Genomic DNA, 18,063 nt, shown 5'->3' on the forward strand with positions numbered 1-18,063 from the left:
GGTCAGAGTCAAATTAATGGATAAAATGAGGACATCTCAAACTGCTCTCTTTTAGCCATGGCTCGCTTACCTCGTCTCGTCATTCCCAACCAGCCGCATCACCTGATACAACGGGGTGTTGATAGGCAGGCAATTTTTCGCGAAACCGAAGATTATGTGAATTTTCTGGGCCGTTTGCGCGATGCGGCCAGGCAGTTCAAGGTGGCCATCCACGGTTATGTGCTGATGACTAACCACATCCACCTGCTGGCGACGCCTAGCGATGTGGAGGGCTTGGCACGGATGATGCAGTGGGTAGGGCGATATTACGTACCTTATTTCAACCAGAAATATGCGCGGGTGGGCACGCTGTGGCAAGGGCGCTACAGGGCCACCGTGATCGACTCAGAGCGGTATTTCATGTTGTGTAGCTGCTACATCGACCAGAACCCGGTGCGCGCCGGCATTGCGTCTACGCCCGGCGAGTATCCCTGGTCGAGTTATTTGCACCATGTTGGGATCAAGCCCGATCCATTGGTGACGGATCATGCGCTGTATTGGGCCTTGGGTAATACGCCCTTCGATCGTGAAGCTGCATATAAGGAAATGGCAGAGCAAGCGCTCACATCCGAACAGGCCAAGCAATTGATGGATGCCACCAACAAGGGTTGGCCGCTGGGATCGGAAATCTTCAAGGCCAAGCTGGAAAAGCAGGGAGCCGTGAGAGTGCGTCCGTCCCGGCGCGGGAGGCCGTTCAAGGCGCGGCCTGAGTCGGCCGAGGAGTCGGCGGCTCCGGAAACAAAAAAATAACGGAAATGAGCAAGAAACCATCAAACGCACTAAATTGACTCTGTCCCTATTTAATTTTGGTGCAAAAATTGATGGGCTTAATTTGACTCTGACCCCATTTATTGTGATTGAAGTCTGCAACCGTCTGCACTATTCTTAATGTCCTTACTCTCAAAGTGGTGGAGCAACGTTATGCAAGCGCAAGGTTTATACGATCCGGCTAATGAACACGATGCCTGTGGCGTCGGTTTTATTGCACACATCAAAGGCAACAAGAGCCATTCGGTCATTGAGCAGGGTTTGCTGATCCTGAAGAATCTCGATCACCGGGGTGCGGTCGGGGCGGATAAGCTGATGGGCGACGGCGCGGGGATCCTGATCCAGGTGCCGGACCAGTTCTATCGCGAAGAGATGGCGAAGCTGGGCGTGACCTTGCCGCCGCCAGGCGAATTCGGCGTTGGCATGGTGTTTCTGCCGAAAGAGAATGCGTCGCGCATCGCCTGCGAACAGGAAATCGAACGCGCGGTGCTGGCTGAGGGGCAGGTCGTGCTGGGCTGGCGCGATGTGCCGGTGGATATCGAGATGCCGATGTCGCCGACCGTGCGCGACAAGGAGCCGGTGATCCGCCAGATCTTTATCGGCCGCGGTCCGGACATCATGGTGACCGATGCGCTTGAACGTAAACTATATGTGATCCGCAAATCGTCGGGCCACGCGATTCAGGCCTTGAACCTGTTGCACGGCAAGGAATTCTTCGTGCCGTCGATGTCGGCCCGCACCGTGGTCTACAAGGGCTTGCTGCTGGCCGACCAGGTCGGCGTCTATTACAAGGACCTGCAGGACTCGCGCTGCCTGTCGGCGCTGGCGCTGGTGCACCAACGCTTTTCCACCAATACTTTCCCGGAATGGCCGCTGGCCCACCCCTATCGCCTGCTGGCGCACAACGGCGAGATCAACACCGTCAAGGGCAACTTCAACTGGATGCGCGCGCGCGAAGGCGTGATGAAGTCGCACGTGCTGGGCGACGACCTGAAGAAGCTGTTCCCGCTGATCTATGAAGGCCAGTCCGACACCGCCTGCTTCGACAACGCGCTGGAACTGTTGCTGATGTCCGGCTATCCGATCGCCCAGGCGATGATGATGATGATTCCGGAAGCGTGGGAAAACCACACCACGATGGATGACAACCGCCGCGCCTTCTATGAGTATCACGCCGCCATGATGGAGCCATGGGATGGCCCGGCGGCGATGGCGTTCACCGACGGCCGCCATATCGGCGGCACCCTGGACCGCAACGGCTTGCGTCCTGCGCGCTACATCGTCACCGACGACGATTTCGTGGTGATGGCGTCCGAATCCGGTGTGCTGCCGATCCCGGAATCCAAGATCATCCAGAAATGGCGCCTGCAGCCGGGCAAGATGTTCCTGATCGACCTCGACGCCGGCCGCATCATCGACGACAAGGAATTGAAAGACACCTTCGCCAACGCCAAGCCCTACAAGCAATGGATTGAATCGGTGCGGGTCAAGCTGGACGAGCTGAAGTCGGAGCCCTCTGAATCCGGTTCCACCATCCCGTTGCTGGATCGCCAGCAGCTGTTCGGCTACACCCAGGAAGACATCAAGTTCCTGATGTCGCCGATGGCCGCCGCCGCGGAAGAGGCGATCGGCTCCATGGGCAACGACTCGCCGCTGGCTGTCATGTCCAACAAGAACAAGACCCTGTATCACTACTTCAAGCAATTGTTCGCGCAAGTCACCAACCCGCCTATCGATCCGATCCGCGAAGCGATGGTGATGTCGCTGGTGTCCTTCATCGGACCGAAGCCGAACATGCTGGACACCAACAACATCAACCCGCCGATGCGGCTGGAAGTGTCGCAGCCTATCCTCAACTACGACGATATCGCCAAGCTGCGCAACATCAGCGCCCACACCGGGGGCAAATTTAAATCGCACGAATTGAATATCTGCTATCCGGTGGCCTGGGGCAAGGAAGGCATTGAAGCGCGCCTGGCATCGCTGTGCGCCAAGGCGGTCGATGCGGTCAAGTCCGGCCACAACATCCTGATCGTATCGGACCGCAAGGTCGATGCCGAGCAGGTGGCGATTCCGGCATTGCTGGCCACTTCGGCAATCCACCAGCATCTGGTGAGCAAGGGCCTGCGCACCTCGACCGGCCTGGTGGTGGAAACCGGTTCGGCGCGCGAGACGCATCACTTTGCACTGCTGGCCGGCTACGGCGCGGAAGCCATCCATCCCTACCTGGCGATGGATACATTGACTGAACTGGCGCATGGTCTGCCGGGCGCGCTGTCGCCGGAAAAGGCCATCTACAACTTCCAGAAGGCGGTCGGCAAGGGCTTGCTGAAAGTGATGTCGAAGATGGGTATTTCGACTTACATGTCGTACTGCGGCGCGCAGATTTTCGAAGCCATCGGCCTCAACAAGGCGATGACCCAGAAATACTTCAAGGGCACCGCCTCGAATGTCGAAGGCATCGGTGTGTTTGAAGTGGCGGAAGAAGCCTTGCGCCTGCATCGCGCTGCCTTCAGCGACGATCCGGTGCTGGCCAACGCGCTCGACGCCGGCGGCGAATACGCTTTCCGTATCCGCGGCGAAGAACACATGTGGACGCCGGATGCGATCGCCAAGCTGCAGCACTCGACCCGTTCCAACAACTTCAACAGCTATAAAGAGTACGCCCAGCTGATCAACGATCAATCCAAGCGTCATATGACCCTGCGCGGCCTGTTTGAATTCAAGATCGATCCGAGCAAGGCGATCCCGCTGGACGAAGTCGAACCAGCCAAGGAAATCGTCAAGCGTTTCGCCACCGGCGCGATGTCGCTCGGTTCCATCTCGACCGAAGCGCATGCCACGCTGGCGGTAGCGATGAACCGCATCGGCGGCAAGTCGAATACCGGCGAAGGCGGCGAGGACGAGAACCGCTATCGCCAGGAACTCAAGGGCATCCCGATCAAGCAGGGCGAGACGCTGGCGTCGGTGATCGGCAAGGATCGCATCGAAGTCGATATTCCGCTGCAGGCCGGCGATTCGCTGCGTTCCAAGATCAAGCAAGTGGCGTCCGGACGTTTCGGCGTGACTGCCGAGTACCTGATTTCGGCCGACCAGATCCAGATCAAGATGGCGCAAGGCGCGAAGCCGGGCGAGGGCGGCCAGCTGCCGGGTCACAAGGTATCCGAATACATCGCCAAGCTGCGTTTCTCGGTGCCGGGCGTCGGCCTGATTTCGCCGCCGCCGCATCATGACATCTATTCGATCGAAGACCTGGCGCAGTTGATCCACGATCTGAAGAACGTCAATCCGCGCGCGTCGATCTCGGTCAAGCTGGTGTCGGAAGTGGGCGTCGGCACGGTGGCTGCAGGCGTGGCCAAGGCCAAGTCGGACCACGTGGTGATCGCAGGCCATGACGGCGGCACCGGCGCGTCGCCGCTGTCCTCGATCAAGCATGCCGGCACGCCTTGGGAACTGGGCTTGGCCGAAACCCAGCAGACGCTGGTGCTGAACGGCTTGCGCAACCGTATCCGGGTGCAGGCCGACGGCCAGATGAAGACCGGCCGCGACGTTGTCATCGGTGCGCTGCTGGGCGCCGATGAGTTCGGTTTTGCGACCGCGCCGCTGGTGGTGGAAGGCTGCATCATGATGCGCAAGTGCCACTTGAACACCTGCCCGGTCGGCGTTGCGACGCAAGACCCGGTGCTGCGCGCCAAGTTCTCCGGCAAGCCGGAACATGTGGTCAACTTCTTCTTCTTCATCGCCGAAGAAGTGCGCCAGATCATGGCGCAACTCGGCCTGCGCGATTTCAACGAACTGATCGGCCGCGCCGACTTGCTCGACAAATCGCGCGCGCTGACCCACTGGAAGGCGCAGGGCCTGGATTTCAGCCGGATTTTCTACCAGCCGGCGCTGCCTGAAGGCGGCGTGTATTACCACACCGAAGAGCAGGACCACGGCCTGGCCAAGGCGCTTGACCACAAGCTGATCGCGCAAGCGAAAGCGGCGCTGGACAAGGGCGAGCGGGTATCGTTCATCTCGCCGATCAAGAATCTGAACCGCACCGTCGGCGCCATGCTGTCCGGCGAAGTGGCAAAAAAATACGGTCACGAAGGCCTGCCCGACGACACCATCCACATCCAGCTGCAAGGCACCGCCGGCCAGTCGGCAGGCGCGTTCCTGGCGCATGGCGTGACGCTGGATCTGGTTGGCGAGGGCAATGACTACGTCGGCAAGGGCTTGTCGGGCGGCCGCATCATCGTCCGTCCGAACACCGAGTTCCGCGGCCGCGCGGTCGACAACATCATCGCCGGCAACACGGTGCTGTACGGTGCGATCGCCGGCGAGGCTTTCCTCAACGGCGTTGCCGGCGAGCGCTTCGCGGTGCGTAACTCGGGCGCCGTCGCGGTGGTCGAAGGCACTGGCGATCACGGCTGCGAATACATGACCGGCGGCACGGTGGTGGTGCTGGGCGAAACCGGCCGCAACTTCGGCGCGGGCATGTCGGGCGGCCTGGCGTATGTCTACGATCCGGACGGCGCTTTCGCGGCGCAATGCAATATGGCGATGGTCACGCTGGAATCGGTATTGAGCCAGGGCGAGCAGGAAGCCACCATCGACAAGGCGATCTGGCACAGCACCACGCGCGGCGGCGAAGTGCAGGCCGACGAAGCGATCCTGAAGGGCCTGATCGAACGCCACTTCAAGTACACCGGCAGCACGCGCGCGCGCAATTTGCTGGATAACTGGGTTGTGTCGCGCAGCAAATTCGTCAAGGTGTTCCCGACTGAGTACAAGCGGGCGCTGGGCGAGTTGAATGCAGTCGCGAGCGCGGCGCCAGCCAAAGAGAAAGTCGCCGCATAATCGCCTGTAGTCGCAAGATTATGCGCACGCAGCTAAAGCTACGCAGTTAAAGCCAAATATAGCCAAGTAAAGATAAGGAGCGCCGCGGCCGGTTTTGCCGCGGTGCATCCTGCAGCCAGAAAGCGGAAGAAAATGGGAAAAGTAACTGGATTTATGGAATTTCAGCGGGTCGGCGAAACCTATGAAGCGCCGCAGGCACGCAAGAAGCACTACAAGGAATTCATCCTCAGCCTGAGCGACAGCGAGGCCAAGACGCAGGGCGCGCGTTGCATGGATTGCGGTATTCCATTCTGCAACAACGGCTGCCCGGTCAACAACATCATCCCGGACTGGAATGACCTGGTGTATCGCGGCGCCTACAGCGAAGCGCTGGAAACGCTGCATTCGACCAACAACTTTCCGGAATTTACCGGCCGCATTTGCCCGGCGCCTTGCGAAAGCGCCTGCACCCTGGGCATTAACAGCGACCCGGTCGGCATCAAGTCGATCGAGCATTTCATCGTCGACAAGGGCTGGGAAAACGGCTGGATCGTGCCGCAGCCGGCGCTGGTGAAAACCGGCAAGAAGGTGGCGGTGGTCGGTTCCGGTCCTGCGGGCCTGGCGGCGGCGCAGCAGCTGGCGCGCATCGGCCATGACGTCACGGTGTTTGAGAAGAGCGACCGCATCGGCGGCCTGCTGCGTTACGGGATTCCCGATTTCAAGATGGAGAAATCGCATATCGACCGCCGGGTCGAGCAGATGGAAGCGGAAGGCGTGACTTTCCGCACCAGCGTGCTGGTGGGCAAGGATTTTCCCGCCAACGTTAACAACTGGGCCAAGAAAACCGTCTCGCCCGAAGAGCTCAATGCCGAATTCGATGCGGTGGTGATTGCCGGCGGCGCCGAGCAGCCGCGCGATCTGCCGGTGCCCGGCCGTGAACTCAAGGGCGTGCATTTCGCCATGGATTTCCTGCCGCAGCAAAACAAGGTCAATGCCGGCGACAAGGTCAAGGATCAGATCCTGGCCGGCGGCAAGCACGTGGTGGTGATCGGCGGCGGCGATACCGGTTCTGACTGCGTCGGCACCTCCAACCGCCAGGGCGCCGTATCGATCCAGCAGTTCGAACTGATGCCGCAACCGCCGGAACAGGAAAACAAGCCGCTGGTCTGGCCCTACTGGCCGACCAAGCTGCGCACCTCGTCCTCGCACGATGAAGGCTGCGAGCGCGACTGGGCAGTGGCGACCAAGCGCCTGGAAGGCAAGAACGGCAAGGTCGAGAAACTGATCGCCGCCCGCGTCGAGTGGAAAGACGGCAAGATGCAGGAAGTGCCGAACTCGGAATTCGAGATGAAGGCCGACCTGGTGTTCCTGGCGATGGGCTTTGTCTCGCCGGTGGCGCAGGTGCTGGAAGCGTTCGGCGTCGACAAGGATGCGCGCGGCAACGCCAAGGCGACGACCGAAGGCGATGCCTGCTACAAGACCTCGGTCGACAAGGTCTTCGCTGCCGGCGACATGCGCCGCGGCCAGTCGCTGGTGGTGTGGGCGATCCGTGAGGGCCGCCAGTGCGCCCGTGCGGTGGATGAGTTCCTGATGGGCGCGTCGGTCTTGCCGCGCTGATTTTTGCTGCGCCGCAGCTTGAAATCGGCGGGGTAGTATTCAAAGAAGAGTATGTCCGTGGCAACACCGACATACTCTTTTTTCTGTCAGCGGCATTTTGTTCATGCATTCAGGCAATAGTCAAACTGTTGTAATAGAGGCACATGTCGCTCTGGCTACTATTGCCGGGCCCTGAACGATTGTCGCATTTGCACTACAATAGCCCCTTTGATTTATCCGGTGAGCAGTGTGGCAAATATCGTCGAAATTCGTGATCTGCAGTTTGGCTATGGTGAGAGGTCGATTTTATCGGGTCTCAACATGGACTTTGCACGCGGCAAGGTGATTGCCGTCATGGGCGGCTCGGGCTCCGGCAAGACCACTATCCTGCGCCTGATCGGCGGGCAGTTGTGCCCGCAGGCCGGCAGCGTCAAGGTCGACGGCGAAACCGTGCACAATTTGTCGACCGCGGGCCTGTACGCGCTGCGGCGCAAGATGGGCATGCTGTTCCAGAGCGGCGCCTTGTTTACCGACCTGACCGCATTTGAAAATGTCGCCTTCCCGCTGCGCGAACACACCGATCTGCCGGAAGACCTGCTGAGCAAGCTGGTGCTGCTGAAGCTGAACGCGGTCGGTTTGCGCAATGCTGCCCAGCTCAAGCCGTCCGAGATTTCCGGCGGCATGGCGCGGCGCGTGGCGCTGGCGCGCGCGATTGCGCTGGATCCTTCGCTGATCATGTACGATGAACCGTTCGCCGGCCTCGACCCGATTTCGATGGGCGTCACCGCCAACCTGATCCGCAAGCTCAACGATGCGCTCGGTTCCACCAGCATCCTGGTGTCGCATGATGTCCACGAATCGTTCGGCATTGCCGACTATGTGTATTTCCTGTCGCAAGGGCAGATCGTGGCGCAGGGCACGCCGGCAGAGATGCAGGCATCGGAACATCCGTATGTGAAGCAATTCGTCAACGCCGAACCCGACGGGCCGGTGCCGTTCCACTATCCAGGCAAGTCGCTGGGCGAGGATCTGGGCATGAAGGGGCGCGGCTGATGGGTTCCATCGTTAAATTTGTAAGCAATTCCCTTGCGGCAATCGGCCGCACGGTGCGCGAATCGATTACCGGACTGGGTGTCGCCACCCGCATGTTCCTGGCGATCCTGCGCGCTTCGCTCGGTTTGTGGCGCAGGCCGCGGCTGATTACCGACCAGATTCATTTCATCGGCAATTATTCGCTGGTGATCATCGGCGTTTCCGGTTTGTTCGTCGGTTTCGTGCTGGGCCTGCAGGGGTATTACACTCTGAATAAATATGGCTCCGAGCAGGCGCTGGGCTTGCTGGTGGCCTTGTCGCTGGTGCGCGAACTGGGGCCGGTGGTGACCGCGCTGCTGTTTGCCGGCCGCGCCGGTACTTCGCTGACCGCAGAAATCGGCTTGATGAAAGCCGGCGAGCAGTTGTCGGCCATGGAAATGATGGCGGTAGACCCGATGCAACGGGTCGTGGCGCCGCGATTCTGGGCTGGCGTGGTGGCGATGCCGATGCTGGCGGCGCTGTTCAGCGCCCTCGGCATCTATGGCGGCTACCTGGTTGGCGTCAAGCTGATCGGCGTCGATGAAGGCGCGTTCTGGTCGCAGATGCAGGGCGGCGTAGACGTCTGGCTGGATGTGGCGAACGGCGTGGTGAAAAGCGTAGTGTTCGGCATCGCCGTAACTTTCGTTGCGGTCTGGCAGGGATACGAAGCCAAGCCGACGCCGGAAGGTGTTTCCCGGGCAACCACGCGCACGGTCGTGATCGCCTCGCTGGCGGTGCTGGGACTGGATTTCCTGCTGACGGCGCTGATGTTTAATTAGGTTTTTGCGACCGGGTTGCCGGTTTCGGCCGCAGTCACATTTGCTGCAGCGGGCAGCAGGGCGCTTTACTTCTCGTTACTATTCTCTTGAGGAATTATTCGCCTCAGGTGGTATTTTTAAGGTGATGAATCATGCAACAAAAAACAGTAGACGTATGGGTTGGCATATTTGTCCTGGTCGGCGTCCTGGCTTTGGCGTTTCTGGCGCTGAAAGCCGGTAACCTCAGCACCTCGACTTTCAACAAGACTTACCCGGTAGTTACACGGTTCGACAATATCGGCGGTTTGAAGGTGCGTGCTTCCGTAAGAAGCGCCGGCGTGGTGGTCGGACGGGTGGCGGCGATCAATTTCGACGACAAGAATTTCCAGGCCGTAGTGACCCTGAACATGGATCAGCGCTATCTGTTTCCCCAAGACAGTTCGGCCAAGATCCTGACCGCAGGTTTGCTGGGTGAACAATATATCGGCATCGAGGCAGGTGGCGACACCAAGAACCTGGCTGCCGGCGATCGTATTAAATTAACGCAATCCGCGATTGTGCTGGAAAACCTGATCAGTCAGTTCCTGTACAGCAAGGCCGCGGATGTAAAGGACACTGAACAATGAAAACAATGACTCGCTTCGGCTCGCTGGCCCTGATCGCCGCATTGAGCGGCTGCGCCACCACCAGCAATCCGCAAGACCCGCTGGAAGGCTTCAACCGCGCCATGTTCAGCTTCAACGACACGCTCGATAAAGTCGCCCTGAAGCCGGTCGCCACCGCTTACCGGAACTGGCTGCCAAGTTTCGTCCAGACCGGCGTCAACAATTTCTTCGGCAACCTGGGCGACGTCTGGAGCTCGGTCAACGGTTTCCTGCAGGGGAACGTTGCTGATGGTACGTCGGACGTGATGCGGGTCGCCGTCAATTCCACTCTTGGCCTCGGCGGTTTGCTGGATATCGGCTCGGAAGCCGGTTTGCAGAAACACAACAAGGATTTCGGCCAGACCCTGGGCAAATGGGGCGTAGGCTCCGGTCCTTACCTGGTGCTGCCTTTGTTCGGCCCATCGAACATTCGCGATACCGCTGCCTTGCCGGTGGATATGTATGGCGACATCTGGTCCTACAAGTACCCGGTGCGCTGGCGCAACACCGGCTCAGTGGTGCGTCTGATCGACAAGCGCGCCAATCTGCTGGATGCCGGCGACCTGCTGGAAGATGCTGCATTGGATAAATATGAATTTATGCGTGATGCCTACACGCAACGTCGCCAAAGCCAGATCCGCGGCAACGACGACGACAATAGCGATAAGGGCGGCGACAAGGGTGATAAGCCAGCCAAAACCAAATCATCGGACGAGTGATTTGCCGACAGCTGGAACCGGCGCTTGAATTCGGCGTCTTAGCCCCCACCTTCCAGCTGTTTGAGGCGTCCTCTAACAACCACCAAGATTGTTGAAAATATGAAAATTCTGAAAAAATATCTGGCGCTGTCGCTGACTGTCGGCAGCCTGTTGTTCACCGCAGCGGCGCAAGCACAAGAAGCGCCCGACGCCCTGGTCAAGCGCATCAGCCAGGACGTGATCGATTCCGCCAAGGCGGATAAAAGCATCCAGGGGGGTGATCAAAAACACATCCTGGCGCTGGTGGAAGAAAAGATCATTCCTTACGTCGACTTCGAGCGCATGACTTCGCTGGCAGCCGGCCGTTACTGGCGCGATGCCACCGATGACCAGAAGAAGCAGCTGATCACGCAGTTCCGCAGTCTGCTGATCTATACCTATTCCGGCGCCCTGCGCCAGGTGCGCGACCAGAAGATCGATTTCAAGCCTATGCGCAACGATCCGGCCGATAGCGACGTCGAAGTCCGCTCGCAGGTGATCCAGCCGCGCGGCGAGCCTATCCAGCTGAATTACCGCATGGAAAAATCCGGCACCAGCTGGAAGATTTATGATGTCAACGTATTGGGCGCCTGGCTCGTTGAGTCATATAAGGGTACATTTGCCTCGGAAATCGGCAAATCCGGCATCGACGGCTTGATCAAGGTGCTGACGGACAAGAACAAAACCCGTGCTGCTCAGGGCAAGTAATTCCAAGTTATATCCAAGTTGTAGATTTTATTGATTGATTACCATGTTCAGGCCATCTCACTCGCTTACTGTCGGTAACGCCAAAGTCACTCTCGAAGAGGGCTTGCGCGCGATCGCCGGTGGCGAGACCGAGATCGACCTGAGCGACGTGGTGGCGGTCGACTCGGCCGCCGTCGCAACCTTGCTGGCCTGGCAAGTCGCGGCGTTGAATCAAGGCCTTACCCTGCATTTTTCCAGCTTGCCAGCCAACCTGGAAAGCCTGATCGACCTGTACGGCGTGACCGAGTTGCTGGCGCCGGGGGCAGTAGTTGTTGCTGCCAGTACACGACATCACTGACCTCATCCTTTCTCTCTCCCTGACGGGGGCCTTAGTCCGCCGGGTTTGTCGTCGTTGCCCGGCCTCGGCAGCAAAAATCCAATATAATCAAGGGTTACGCCATTAGGCAGAGCGCCAGAGCGGCTGGATGCATTGTTTCCAGGCACGCAAGCGGCAGCGATGCGGCGGCACCCACACAGAGTATCCAGGCATCCATGGCGGCGATTCAGATTACCAACGTCAAGAAGCGTTACCAGTCCTTGCAGGCTCTGGGCGGCGTTTCACTGACCATCGAAGAAGGCGAGTTCTTCGGCTTGCTGGGCCCCAACGGCGCCGGCAAGACTACCTTGATTTCCATCATTGCCGGCTTGAATCGTCCCGATTCCGGCAATGTCACCATCCACGGCCACGATGTCGTCAGCGACTACCGCGCCGCACGCCGCAATCTCGGCGTGGTGCCGCAGGAGCTGGTATTCGATCCGTTCTTCACGGTGCGGGAAACCCTGCGCATGCAGTCCGGCTACTACGGCTTGAAGAACAACGACAAGTGGATCGATGAGGTGATGGAAAACCTCGACCTCACCAACAAGGCCGACACCAATATGCGCGCGCTCTCCGGCGGCATGAAGCGGCGCGTGCTGGTGGCGCAGGCGCTGGTGCACAAGCCGCCGGTGATCGTGCTGGACGAGCCGACCGCCGGCGTCGACGTCGAACTGCGCCAGACCTTGTGGCGCTTCATTTCGCGCCTGAACCGCGAAGGCCATACCGTGGTCCTGACCACGCATTATCTGGAAGAGGCGCAGGAACAGTGCAACCGTATCGCCATGCTCAAGCTGGGGCAGGTGGTCGCGCTCGACACCACCTCGGCGCTGATCAAGCGCATCGCCGGCTCCCAGCTGATCGTGCAGCTCGCCAGCGGCAGCCTGCCGGCGCCTTTGCAGCATCTGGTGCTGCATGCGGACGGCGGCAAGTTCGCCTTGCGCGTCAACCACTATGCCGACGTCGAACCGATCCTGGCCTCCTTGCGGCAGTCCGGCGCGGTGATCGAAGACATGCAGCTGCAACAAGCCGATCTGGAAGACGTGTTCCTGCAGATCATGGATAGCAAGGTCAGCGCCAACGGCTTCAATGTCTACGCTGAAGAATACAGTGCGGGCGGTGGCAAATGATGGTCGGTTTTCAAACGCTGTTTTACAAGGAAGTACTGCGCTTCTGGAAAGTCGCGACGCAAACCATCGGCGCGCCCATCCTGACCGCCATGCTGTACCTGCTGATTTTCGGCCACACGCTGAAAGACCATGTCGAAGTCTATCCGGGCGTGCAGTACACTGCCTTCCTGATCCCGGGCCTGGTGATGATGAGCGTGTTGCAAAATGCCTTCGCCAATACCTCGTCATCGTTGACACAGTCGAAAATGACCGGCAATCTGGTGTTTGTCCTGCTGCCGCCGCTGTCGCACTGGGAGCTGTATGGCGGCTATGTGCTGGCGGCCGTGGTGCGCGGCCTGGCGGTCGGTTTCGGCGTGTTCGTGATCACTGCCTGGTTCGGCAACCTGTCCTTCGTGGCGCCGTGGTGGATCGTGATTTTCGCCTTCCTCGGCGCGGCGCTGCTGGGCACCATGGGTTTGATCGCCGGCATCTGGGCCGACAAGTTCGACCAGCTGGCGGTGTTCCAGAACTTCCTGATCATGCCGCTGACCTTCCTGGCCGGCGTGTTTTACTCGATCAAGTCGTTGCCGCCGTTCTGGCAAGCGGTGTCGCACCTGAATCCGTTCTTCTACATGATCGACGGCTTCCGCTACGGCTTCTTCGGCCAGTCCGACGTCAATCCGCTGATCAGCCTGGCGATCATCTGCGTCGCGCTGGCGCTGCTGTCGACGCTGGCGGTGCAGATGCTGAGACGCGGCTACAAGCTGCGCCACTAAGCCAGATCATTACAATTACATTCAGTTCGTACAGTTAACCGGTAAGAAAATATCATGTTCCCTACACCCGATCTCGTTAAAAGTTACATCGCCGCCGGTCTTGAATGCTCGCACCTCGAAGTCGAGGGCGACGGCCAGCATTTCAAGGCGGTGATCGTGTCGGCGGCGTTTGCCGGCAAGCGCCCGATACAGCGCCACCAGATCGTCTACGCGGCGCTGGGCGACCGCATGCGCGAAGAGATCCATGCGCTGTCGATGAAGACCCTGACGCCCGAAGAGTTTGCCACTTAATTTACCGCTCAATTTACCGACTAATTAATTGTGCGCCGGCTTGTCATCGCCGGCGCAGCCCGATGAACATTTCTGGTCCGGATGGCCAGGCATAACGTGTAGCAGAGAGAGAAGTAATCATGGATAAATTATTGATACAAGGCGGCAACCGCCTTTCCGGTGAAATCACTATTTCCGGCGCAAAAAATGCGGCGCTGCCTATCTTGTGCGCCGGTCTGCTGACTTCCGACCAGCTGCAACTGAGCAATGTGCCGAACCTGCACGATGTCTCGACCATCCTCAAGCTGCTGCGCCAGATGGGCCTGAAAGCAACGCAGGACGGTCATTTCGTGACCTTGCAGGGCGACGCCATCAGCAAGCTGGAAGCGCCCTATGAAATGGTGAAAACCATGCGCGCATCGATCCTGGTGCTGGGCCCGCTGCTGGCGCGCTTCGGCGAAGCACGGGTATCGTTGCCGGGCGGCTGCGGCATCGGTTCGCGTCCGGTCGACCAGCACATCAAGGGCTTGCAGGCGATGGGCGCCGAGATTTCCATCGAAGCCGGCTACATCCATGCCAAGGCCAAGAAACTGAAGGGCACCCGTGTCGTGACCGACATGATCACCGTCACCGGCACCGAAAACCTGCTGATGGCCGCGACTCTGGCCGATGGTGAAACCGTGCTGGAAAACGCTGCGCGTGAACCGGAAGTGAGCGACCTGGCCAACCTGCTGGTGTCTATGGGCGCGAAGATCGACGGCATCGGCACCGACCGCCTGGTGATCCAGGGCGTCGACAAGCTGCACGGCGCCGAGCATTCGGTGATTGCCGACCGCATCGAAACCGGCACTTTCCTGTGCGCGGTGGCGGCCACCGGCGGCGACGTCATGCTGAAAAACACCCGCAGCCACATCCTCGACGCAGTGCTCGACAAGCTGCGCGAAGCCGGCGTGATCCTGACTTCCGGCGAAGACTGGATCCGCGTGCAGATGGCGGCGCGGCCGAAGGCGGTCAGCTTCCGCACCACCGAATACCCGGGTTTCCCGACCGATATGCAAGCCCAGTTCATGTCCCTGAACAGCATCGCCGACGGCACCAGCCACGTCACCGAAACCATTTTTGAAAACCGTTTCATGCACGTGCAGGAAATGAACCGCCTCGGCGCCGCCATCGATGTGCAAGGCAATACCGCCATCATCAAGGGTGTCGACCACCTGGTCGGCGCGCCGGTCATGGCGACCGACCTGCGCGCGTCTGCTTCGCTGGTGATCTCCGGTCTGGTGGCGCAGGGCCAGACCATGATCGAGCGCGTGTATCACCTCGATCGCGGCTACGACCAGATGGAGCGCAAGCTGTCGGCCGTCGGCGCCAATATCGAAAGAATCAAATGAGCCAGAAACTGACTCTGGCCCTGTCCAAGGGCCGCATCTTTGAAGAGACGCTGCCGCTGCTGAAGGCGGCCGGCATCGAGGTCACTGAAGATCCGGAAACCTCGCGCAAGCTGATCCTGCCGACCAACGATCCGCTGGTCAATGTGATCATCGTGCGCGCTTCCGACGTGCCGACCTACGTGCAATACGGCGCCGCCGATTTCGGCGTAGCCGGCAAGGACGTGCTGCTGGAGCATGGCGGCGAAGGCTTGTATCAGCCGATCGACCTGGAAATCGCCAAGTGCCGCATGTCGGTCGCGGTCTCGGCCGGCTTCGACTACGCTAGCGCGATCCGCCAGGGCGCGCGCCTGCGCGTGGCCACCAAATACCTGCTGACCGCGCGCGAGCACTTTGCCGCCAAAGGCATGCACGTCGACCTCATCAAGCTGTACGGTTCGATGGAGCTGGCGCCGCTGGTCGGGCTGGCCGACGCCATCGTCGACCTGGTCAGCACCGGCGGCACCCTGCGCGCCAACAATCTGGTCGAAGTCGAACACATCATGGACATTTCGTCACGCCTGGTGGTCAACCAGGCGGCGCTGAAACTGAAGCGCGAACGGCTGCAGCCTATCCTGGATGCATTCGAACAGGCTTCAATCAAATAAAGCCCAATTAAAGCCCATAAGCGGCACACTGGAAGCAGCAACATGAGCATAGCAATCAGAAAACTCGATGCGGCGCAGCCGGATTTCCAGGCGCAACTGACTGCCGTGCTGGCCTTCGAGGCCGGCGAAGACGAAGCCATCGATCAGGCCGCGGCGCGCATCCTGGCCGACGTCAAGGCGCGCGGCGACGCCGCCGTGCTGGAATACACCAACCGCTTCGACCGCCTCAGCGCCGGCAGCGTGAGCGCCCTGGAAATCGGCCAGCAGGAATTGCAGGATGCGCTGGCGCAGCTGTCGCCGCAGCGCCGCAGCGCCTTGCAGACCGCCGCCGACCGCGTGCGTGCCTATCATCTGCGGCAAAAGAGCGAATGCGGTTCGGATGGCTTCAGCTACACCGAAGCCGACGGCACCGTGCTCGGACAAAAAGTGACGCCGCTGGACCGCGTCGGCATCTACGTCCCCGGCGGCAAAGCCGCTTATCCTTCTTCGGTGCTGATGAATGCCATCCCGGCCAAGGTCGCCGGCGTGCAGGAAATCATCATGGTGGTGCCGACTCCGGACGGCGTCAAGAATCCGCTGGTGCTGGCTGCCGCGGCCATCGCCGGCGTCGACCGCGTCTTCACCATCGGCGGCGCGCAAGCGGTGGCGGCGCTGGCCTATGGCACTGACTCTATCCCGCAGGTCGACAAGATCGTCGGCCCCGGCAACGCCTATGTGGCGGCTGCCAAGCGCCGTGTGTTCGGCACGGTCGGCATCGACATGATCGCCGGACCTTCTGAAATCCTGGTGATCTGCGACGGCACGACCGATCCCGACTGGATTGCGATGGACCTGTTTTCGCAGGCCGAGCACGACGAGCTGGCGCAGTCCATCCTGCTGTGCCCGGACGCCGGCTATATCGCCGCGGTGGAAGCCAGCATCAACCGCCAGCTGGCGCTGATGCCGCGGCATGAAGTGATCCGGACGTCGCTCACCGACCGCGGCGCGCTGATCAAGGTGCGCGACCTGGAACAAGCCTGCGAAATCGCCAATCACATCGCCGCCGAGCATCTGGAAATCTCGACCGAGAATCCGCAGCACTGGGCCGACCGCATCCGCCATGCCGGCGCCATGTTCCTGGGCCGTTTTTCTTCGGAAGCCCTGGGCGACTATTGCGCCGGTCCGAACCACGTGCTGCCGACCTCGCGCACTGCGCGCTTCTCGTCGCCGCTCGGCGTTTACGATTTCCAGAAGCGTTCCAGCATGATCAACATCAGCGAAGCCGGCGCCCAGACCTTGGGCAAGGTGGCTGCGGAACTGGCTTACGGCGAAGGCTTGCAGGCGCATGCGCGCTCGGCGGAATACCGCCTGGAAGATGGCAAGCAATGATGAGGCTCGCTGCGGCGCGCTCAGTGTGTCCAGCGTGACGACTGCCGGCGGCGACTGGCTCAACCGCGTCTTCGGCGAAGATGCGATGCAAGGCTTGCAGCGCATCCCCGACGGTTCGGTCGACCTGCTGCTGGCCGATCCGCCGTATGGCCTGGGCAAGGATTACGGCAACGATTCCGACAAGCTCGATACCGCCGCCTACCTGCGCTGGACCGAGGAGTGGATAGACGCCGCATTGCCCAAGCTGAAGCCGAACGGCAGCCTGTACATCTTCCTGACCTGGCGCTTTTCGCCGGAAATATTCGTCATGCTGAAGCAGCGCATGACCATGATCAATGAAATCGTCTGGGACCGGCGGGTGCCTTCGATGGGCGGCGGTACGCGGCGTTTTTCTTCGGTGCACGACACGATAGGTTTCTTTGCCCGCGCCAAGGATTATCACTTCGACCTCGACGCCATCCGCATCCCCTACGATGCTGAAACCAAGAAAGCTCGTTCGCGCTCGATCTTTGTCGGCGCCAAATGGCTGGAGCTGGGCTACAACCCGAAAGATGTCTGGAGCGTGTCGCGCCTGCACCGCGAACACCGCGAGCGTGCCGACCATCCGACCCAGAAGCCGCTGGAAATCGTCGAGCGCATGGTCAAGGCATCCTGCCCGCCGGGCGGGGTGGTGCTGGATCCCTTCATGGGCAGCGGCACCACGGCGGTGGCGGCGCGCCGCTGCGGCCGCAATTTCGTCGGGTTCGAGCTGAATCCCGAGTACTGCGCGCTGATAGAACGGCGCCTGGCGCAACTTGACGGCAAGAAACCGGATGAGCGGGTGCGCGCCTGAAATTCCGTAAAATGCAACGCTGGCAACGCTGATAAGGATTATCAAGACGGCTCTTGGCAGGAAAGCCGCAAAAAGCCGGTAAAATGGCGGTGCGACTCAAAAGGCTGCGCCTACCATGCTTCAATAACGGAGAAGCTGTACTATTTAGCATTACCTCCACGGCGCCGTGTGCGTCA

Annotated in this window: 16 protein-coding genes; all 16 read left to right on the plus strand. The window is 60.2% G+C overall.

The window, feature by feature from the left end; genetic code table 11:
* Positions 1 to 57 precede the first annotated feature (57 nt).
* Positions 58 to 789, plus strand: a complete 732-nt coding sequence (locus tag AC07V8_RS13165) for a transposase (protein WP_494678587.1) — start codon at positions 58 to 60, stop codon at positions 787 to 789.
* Positions 790 to 960: 171 nt separating this feature from the next.
* On the plus strand, positions 961 to 5,649 hold the full coding sequence (locus tag AC07V8_RS13170; protein WP_494678586.1) for a glutamate synthase-related protein: 4,689 nt from the start codon (positions 961 to 963) through the stop codon (positions 5,647 to 5,649).
* Between the two features lie 132 nt (positions 5,650 to 5,781).
* Positions 5,782 to 7,245: a glutamate synthase subunit beta gene (locus AC07V8_RS13175; protein WP_494678585.1), complete on the plus strand. Its 1,464-nt coding sequence runs from the start codon at positions 5,782 to 5,784 to the stop codon at positions 7,243 to 7,245.
* A gap of 228 nt (positions 7,246 to 7,473) precedes the next feature.
* Positions 7,474 to 8,277 carry an ABC transporter ATP-binding protein gene (locus AC07V8_RS13180; RefSeq protein WP_494678584.1) on the plus strand — a complete coding sequence of 268 codons (804 nt, stop codon included), beginning with the start codon at positions 7,474 to 7,476 and terminating at the stop codon, positions 8,275 to 8,277.
* Complete coding sequence (gene mlaE / locus AC07V8_RS13185) at positions 8,277 to 9,074, plus strand: lipid asymmetry maintenance ABC transporter permease subunit MlaE (RefSeq protein ID WP_494678583.1); 798 nt, start codon at positions 8,277 to 8,279, stop codon at positions 9,072 to 9,074. Before AC07V8_RS13180 ends, mlaE begins: the two co-directional genes overlap by 1 nt.
* A gap of 131 nt (positions 9,075 to 9,205) precedes the next feature.
* Positions 9,206 to 9,679: an outer membrane lipid asymmetry maintenance protein MlaD gene (mlaD, locus tag AC07V8_RS13190; RefSeq protein WP_211442882.1), complete on the plus strand. Its 474-nt coding sequence runs from the start codon at positions 9,206 to 9,208 to the stop codon at positions 9,677 to 9,679.
* Complete coding sequence (locus tag AC07V8_RS13195; RefSeq protein WP_494678582.1) at positions 9,676 to 10,416, plus strand: MlaA family lipoprotein; 741 nt, start codon at positions 9,676 to 9,678, stop codon at positions 10,414 to 10,416. Before mlaD ends, AC07V8_RS13195 begins: the two co-directional genes overlap by 4 nt.
* 99 nt (positions 10,417 to 10,515) lie before the next feature.
* A complete protein-coding gene (locus tag AC07V8_RS13200) occupies positions 10,516 to 11,142 on the plus strand; it encodes an MlaC/ttg2D family ABC transporter substrate-binding protein (RefSeq protein WP_494678581.1) in 627 nt (208 codons plus the stop codon).
* 43 nt (positions 11,143 to 11,185) lie between these two features.
* Positions 11,186 to 11,479 carry an STAS domain-containing protein gene (locus AC07V8_RS13205; protein ID WP_494678580.1) on the plus strand — a complete coding sequence of 98 codons (294 nt, stop codon included), beginning with the start codon at positions 11,186 to 11,188 and terminating at the stop codon, positions 11,477 to 11,479.
* 194 nt (positions 11,480 to 11,673) lie between these two features.
* Positions 11,674 to 12,627 carry an ABC transporter ATP-binding protein gene (locus tag AC07V8_RS13210; protein WP_494678579.1) on the plus strand — a complete coding sequence of 318 codons (954 nt, stop codon included), beginning with the start codon at positions 11,674 to 11,676 and terminating at the stop codon, positions 12,625 to 12,627.
* Positions 12,627 to 13,382, plus strand: coding sequence for an ABC transporter permease (locus AC07V8_RS13215; protein ID WP_494678691.1), 756 nt, complete (start codon positions 12,627 to 12,629; stop codon positions 13,380 to 13,382). The genes AC07V8_RS13210 and AC07V8_RS13215 overlap by 1 nt, the downstream gene beginning before the upstream one ends.
* A 54-nt stretch (positions 13,383 to 13,436) precedes the next feature.
* The gene (locus AC07V8_RS13220) at positions 13,437 to 13,673 is read left to right on the plus strand and encodes a BolA family protein (RefSeq protein WP_494678578.1); all 237 of its coding nucleotides are present in this window, start codon (positions 13,437 to 13,439) and stop codon (positions 13,671 to 13,673) included.
* A gap of 119 nt (positions 13,674 to 13,792) precedes the next feature.
* A complete protein-coding gene (gene murA / locus AC07V8_RS13225; protein WP_494678577.1) occupies positions 13,793 to 15,043 on the plus strand; it encodes a UDP-N-acetylglucosamine 1-carboxyvinyltransferase in 1,251 nt (416 codons plus the stop codon).
* A complete protein-coding gene (gene hisG / locus AC07V8_RS13230) occupies positions 15,040 to 15,687 on the plus strand; it encodes an ATP phosphoribosyltransferase (RefSeq protein WP_211442878.1) in 648 nt (215 codons plus the stop codon). Before murA ends, hisG begins: the two co-directional genes overlap by 4 nt.
* A gap of 42 nt (positions 15,688 to 15,729) precedes the next feature.
* The gene (gene hisD, locus AC07V8_RS13235) at positions 15,730 to 17,055 is read left to right on the plus strand and encodes a histidinol dehydrogenase (RefSeq protein ID WP_494678576.1); all 1,326 of its coding nucleotides are present in this window, start codon (positions 15,730 to 15,732) and stop codon (positions 17,053 to 17,055) included.
* Positions 17,042 to 17,887, plus strand: coding sequence for a DNA-methyltransferase (locus AC07V8_RS13240; RefSeq protein WP_494678575.1), 846 nt, complete (start codon positions 17,042 to 17,044; stop codon positions 17,885 to 17,887). Before hisD ends, AC07V8_RS13240 begins: the two co-directional genes overlap by 14 nt.
* Positions 17,888 to 18,063: the final 176 nt, after the last annotated feature.

It is taken from the genome of Collimonas sp. GW821-FHT02H07 (assembly GCF_059421505.1).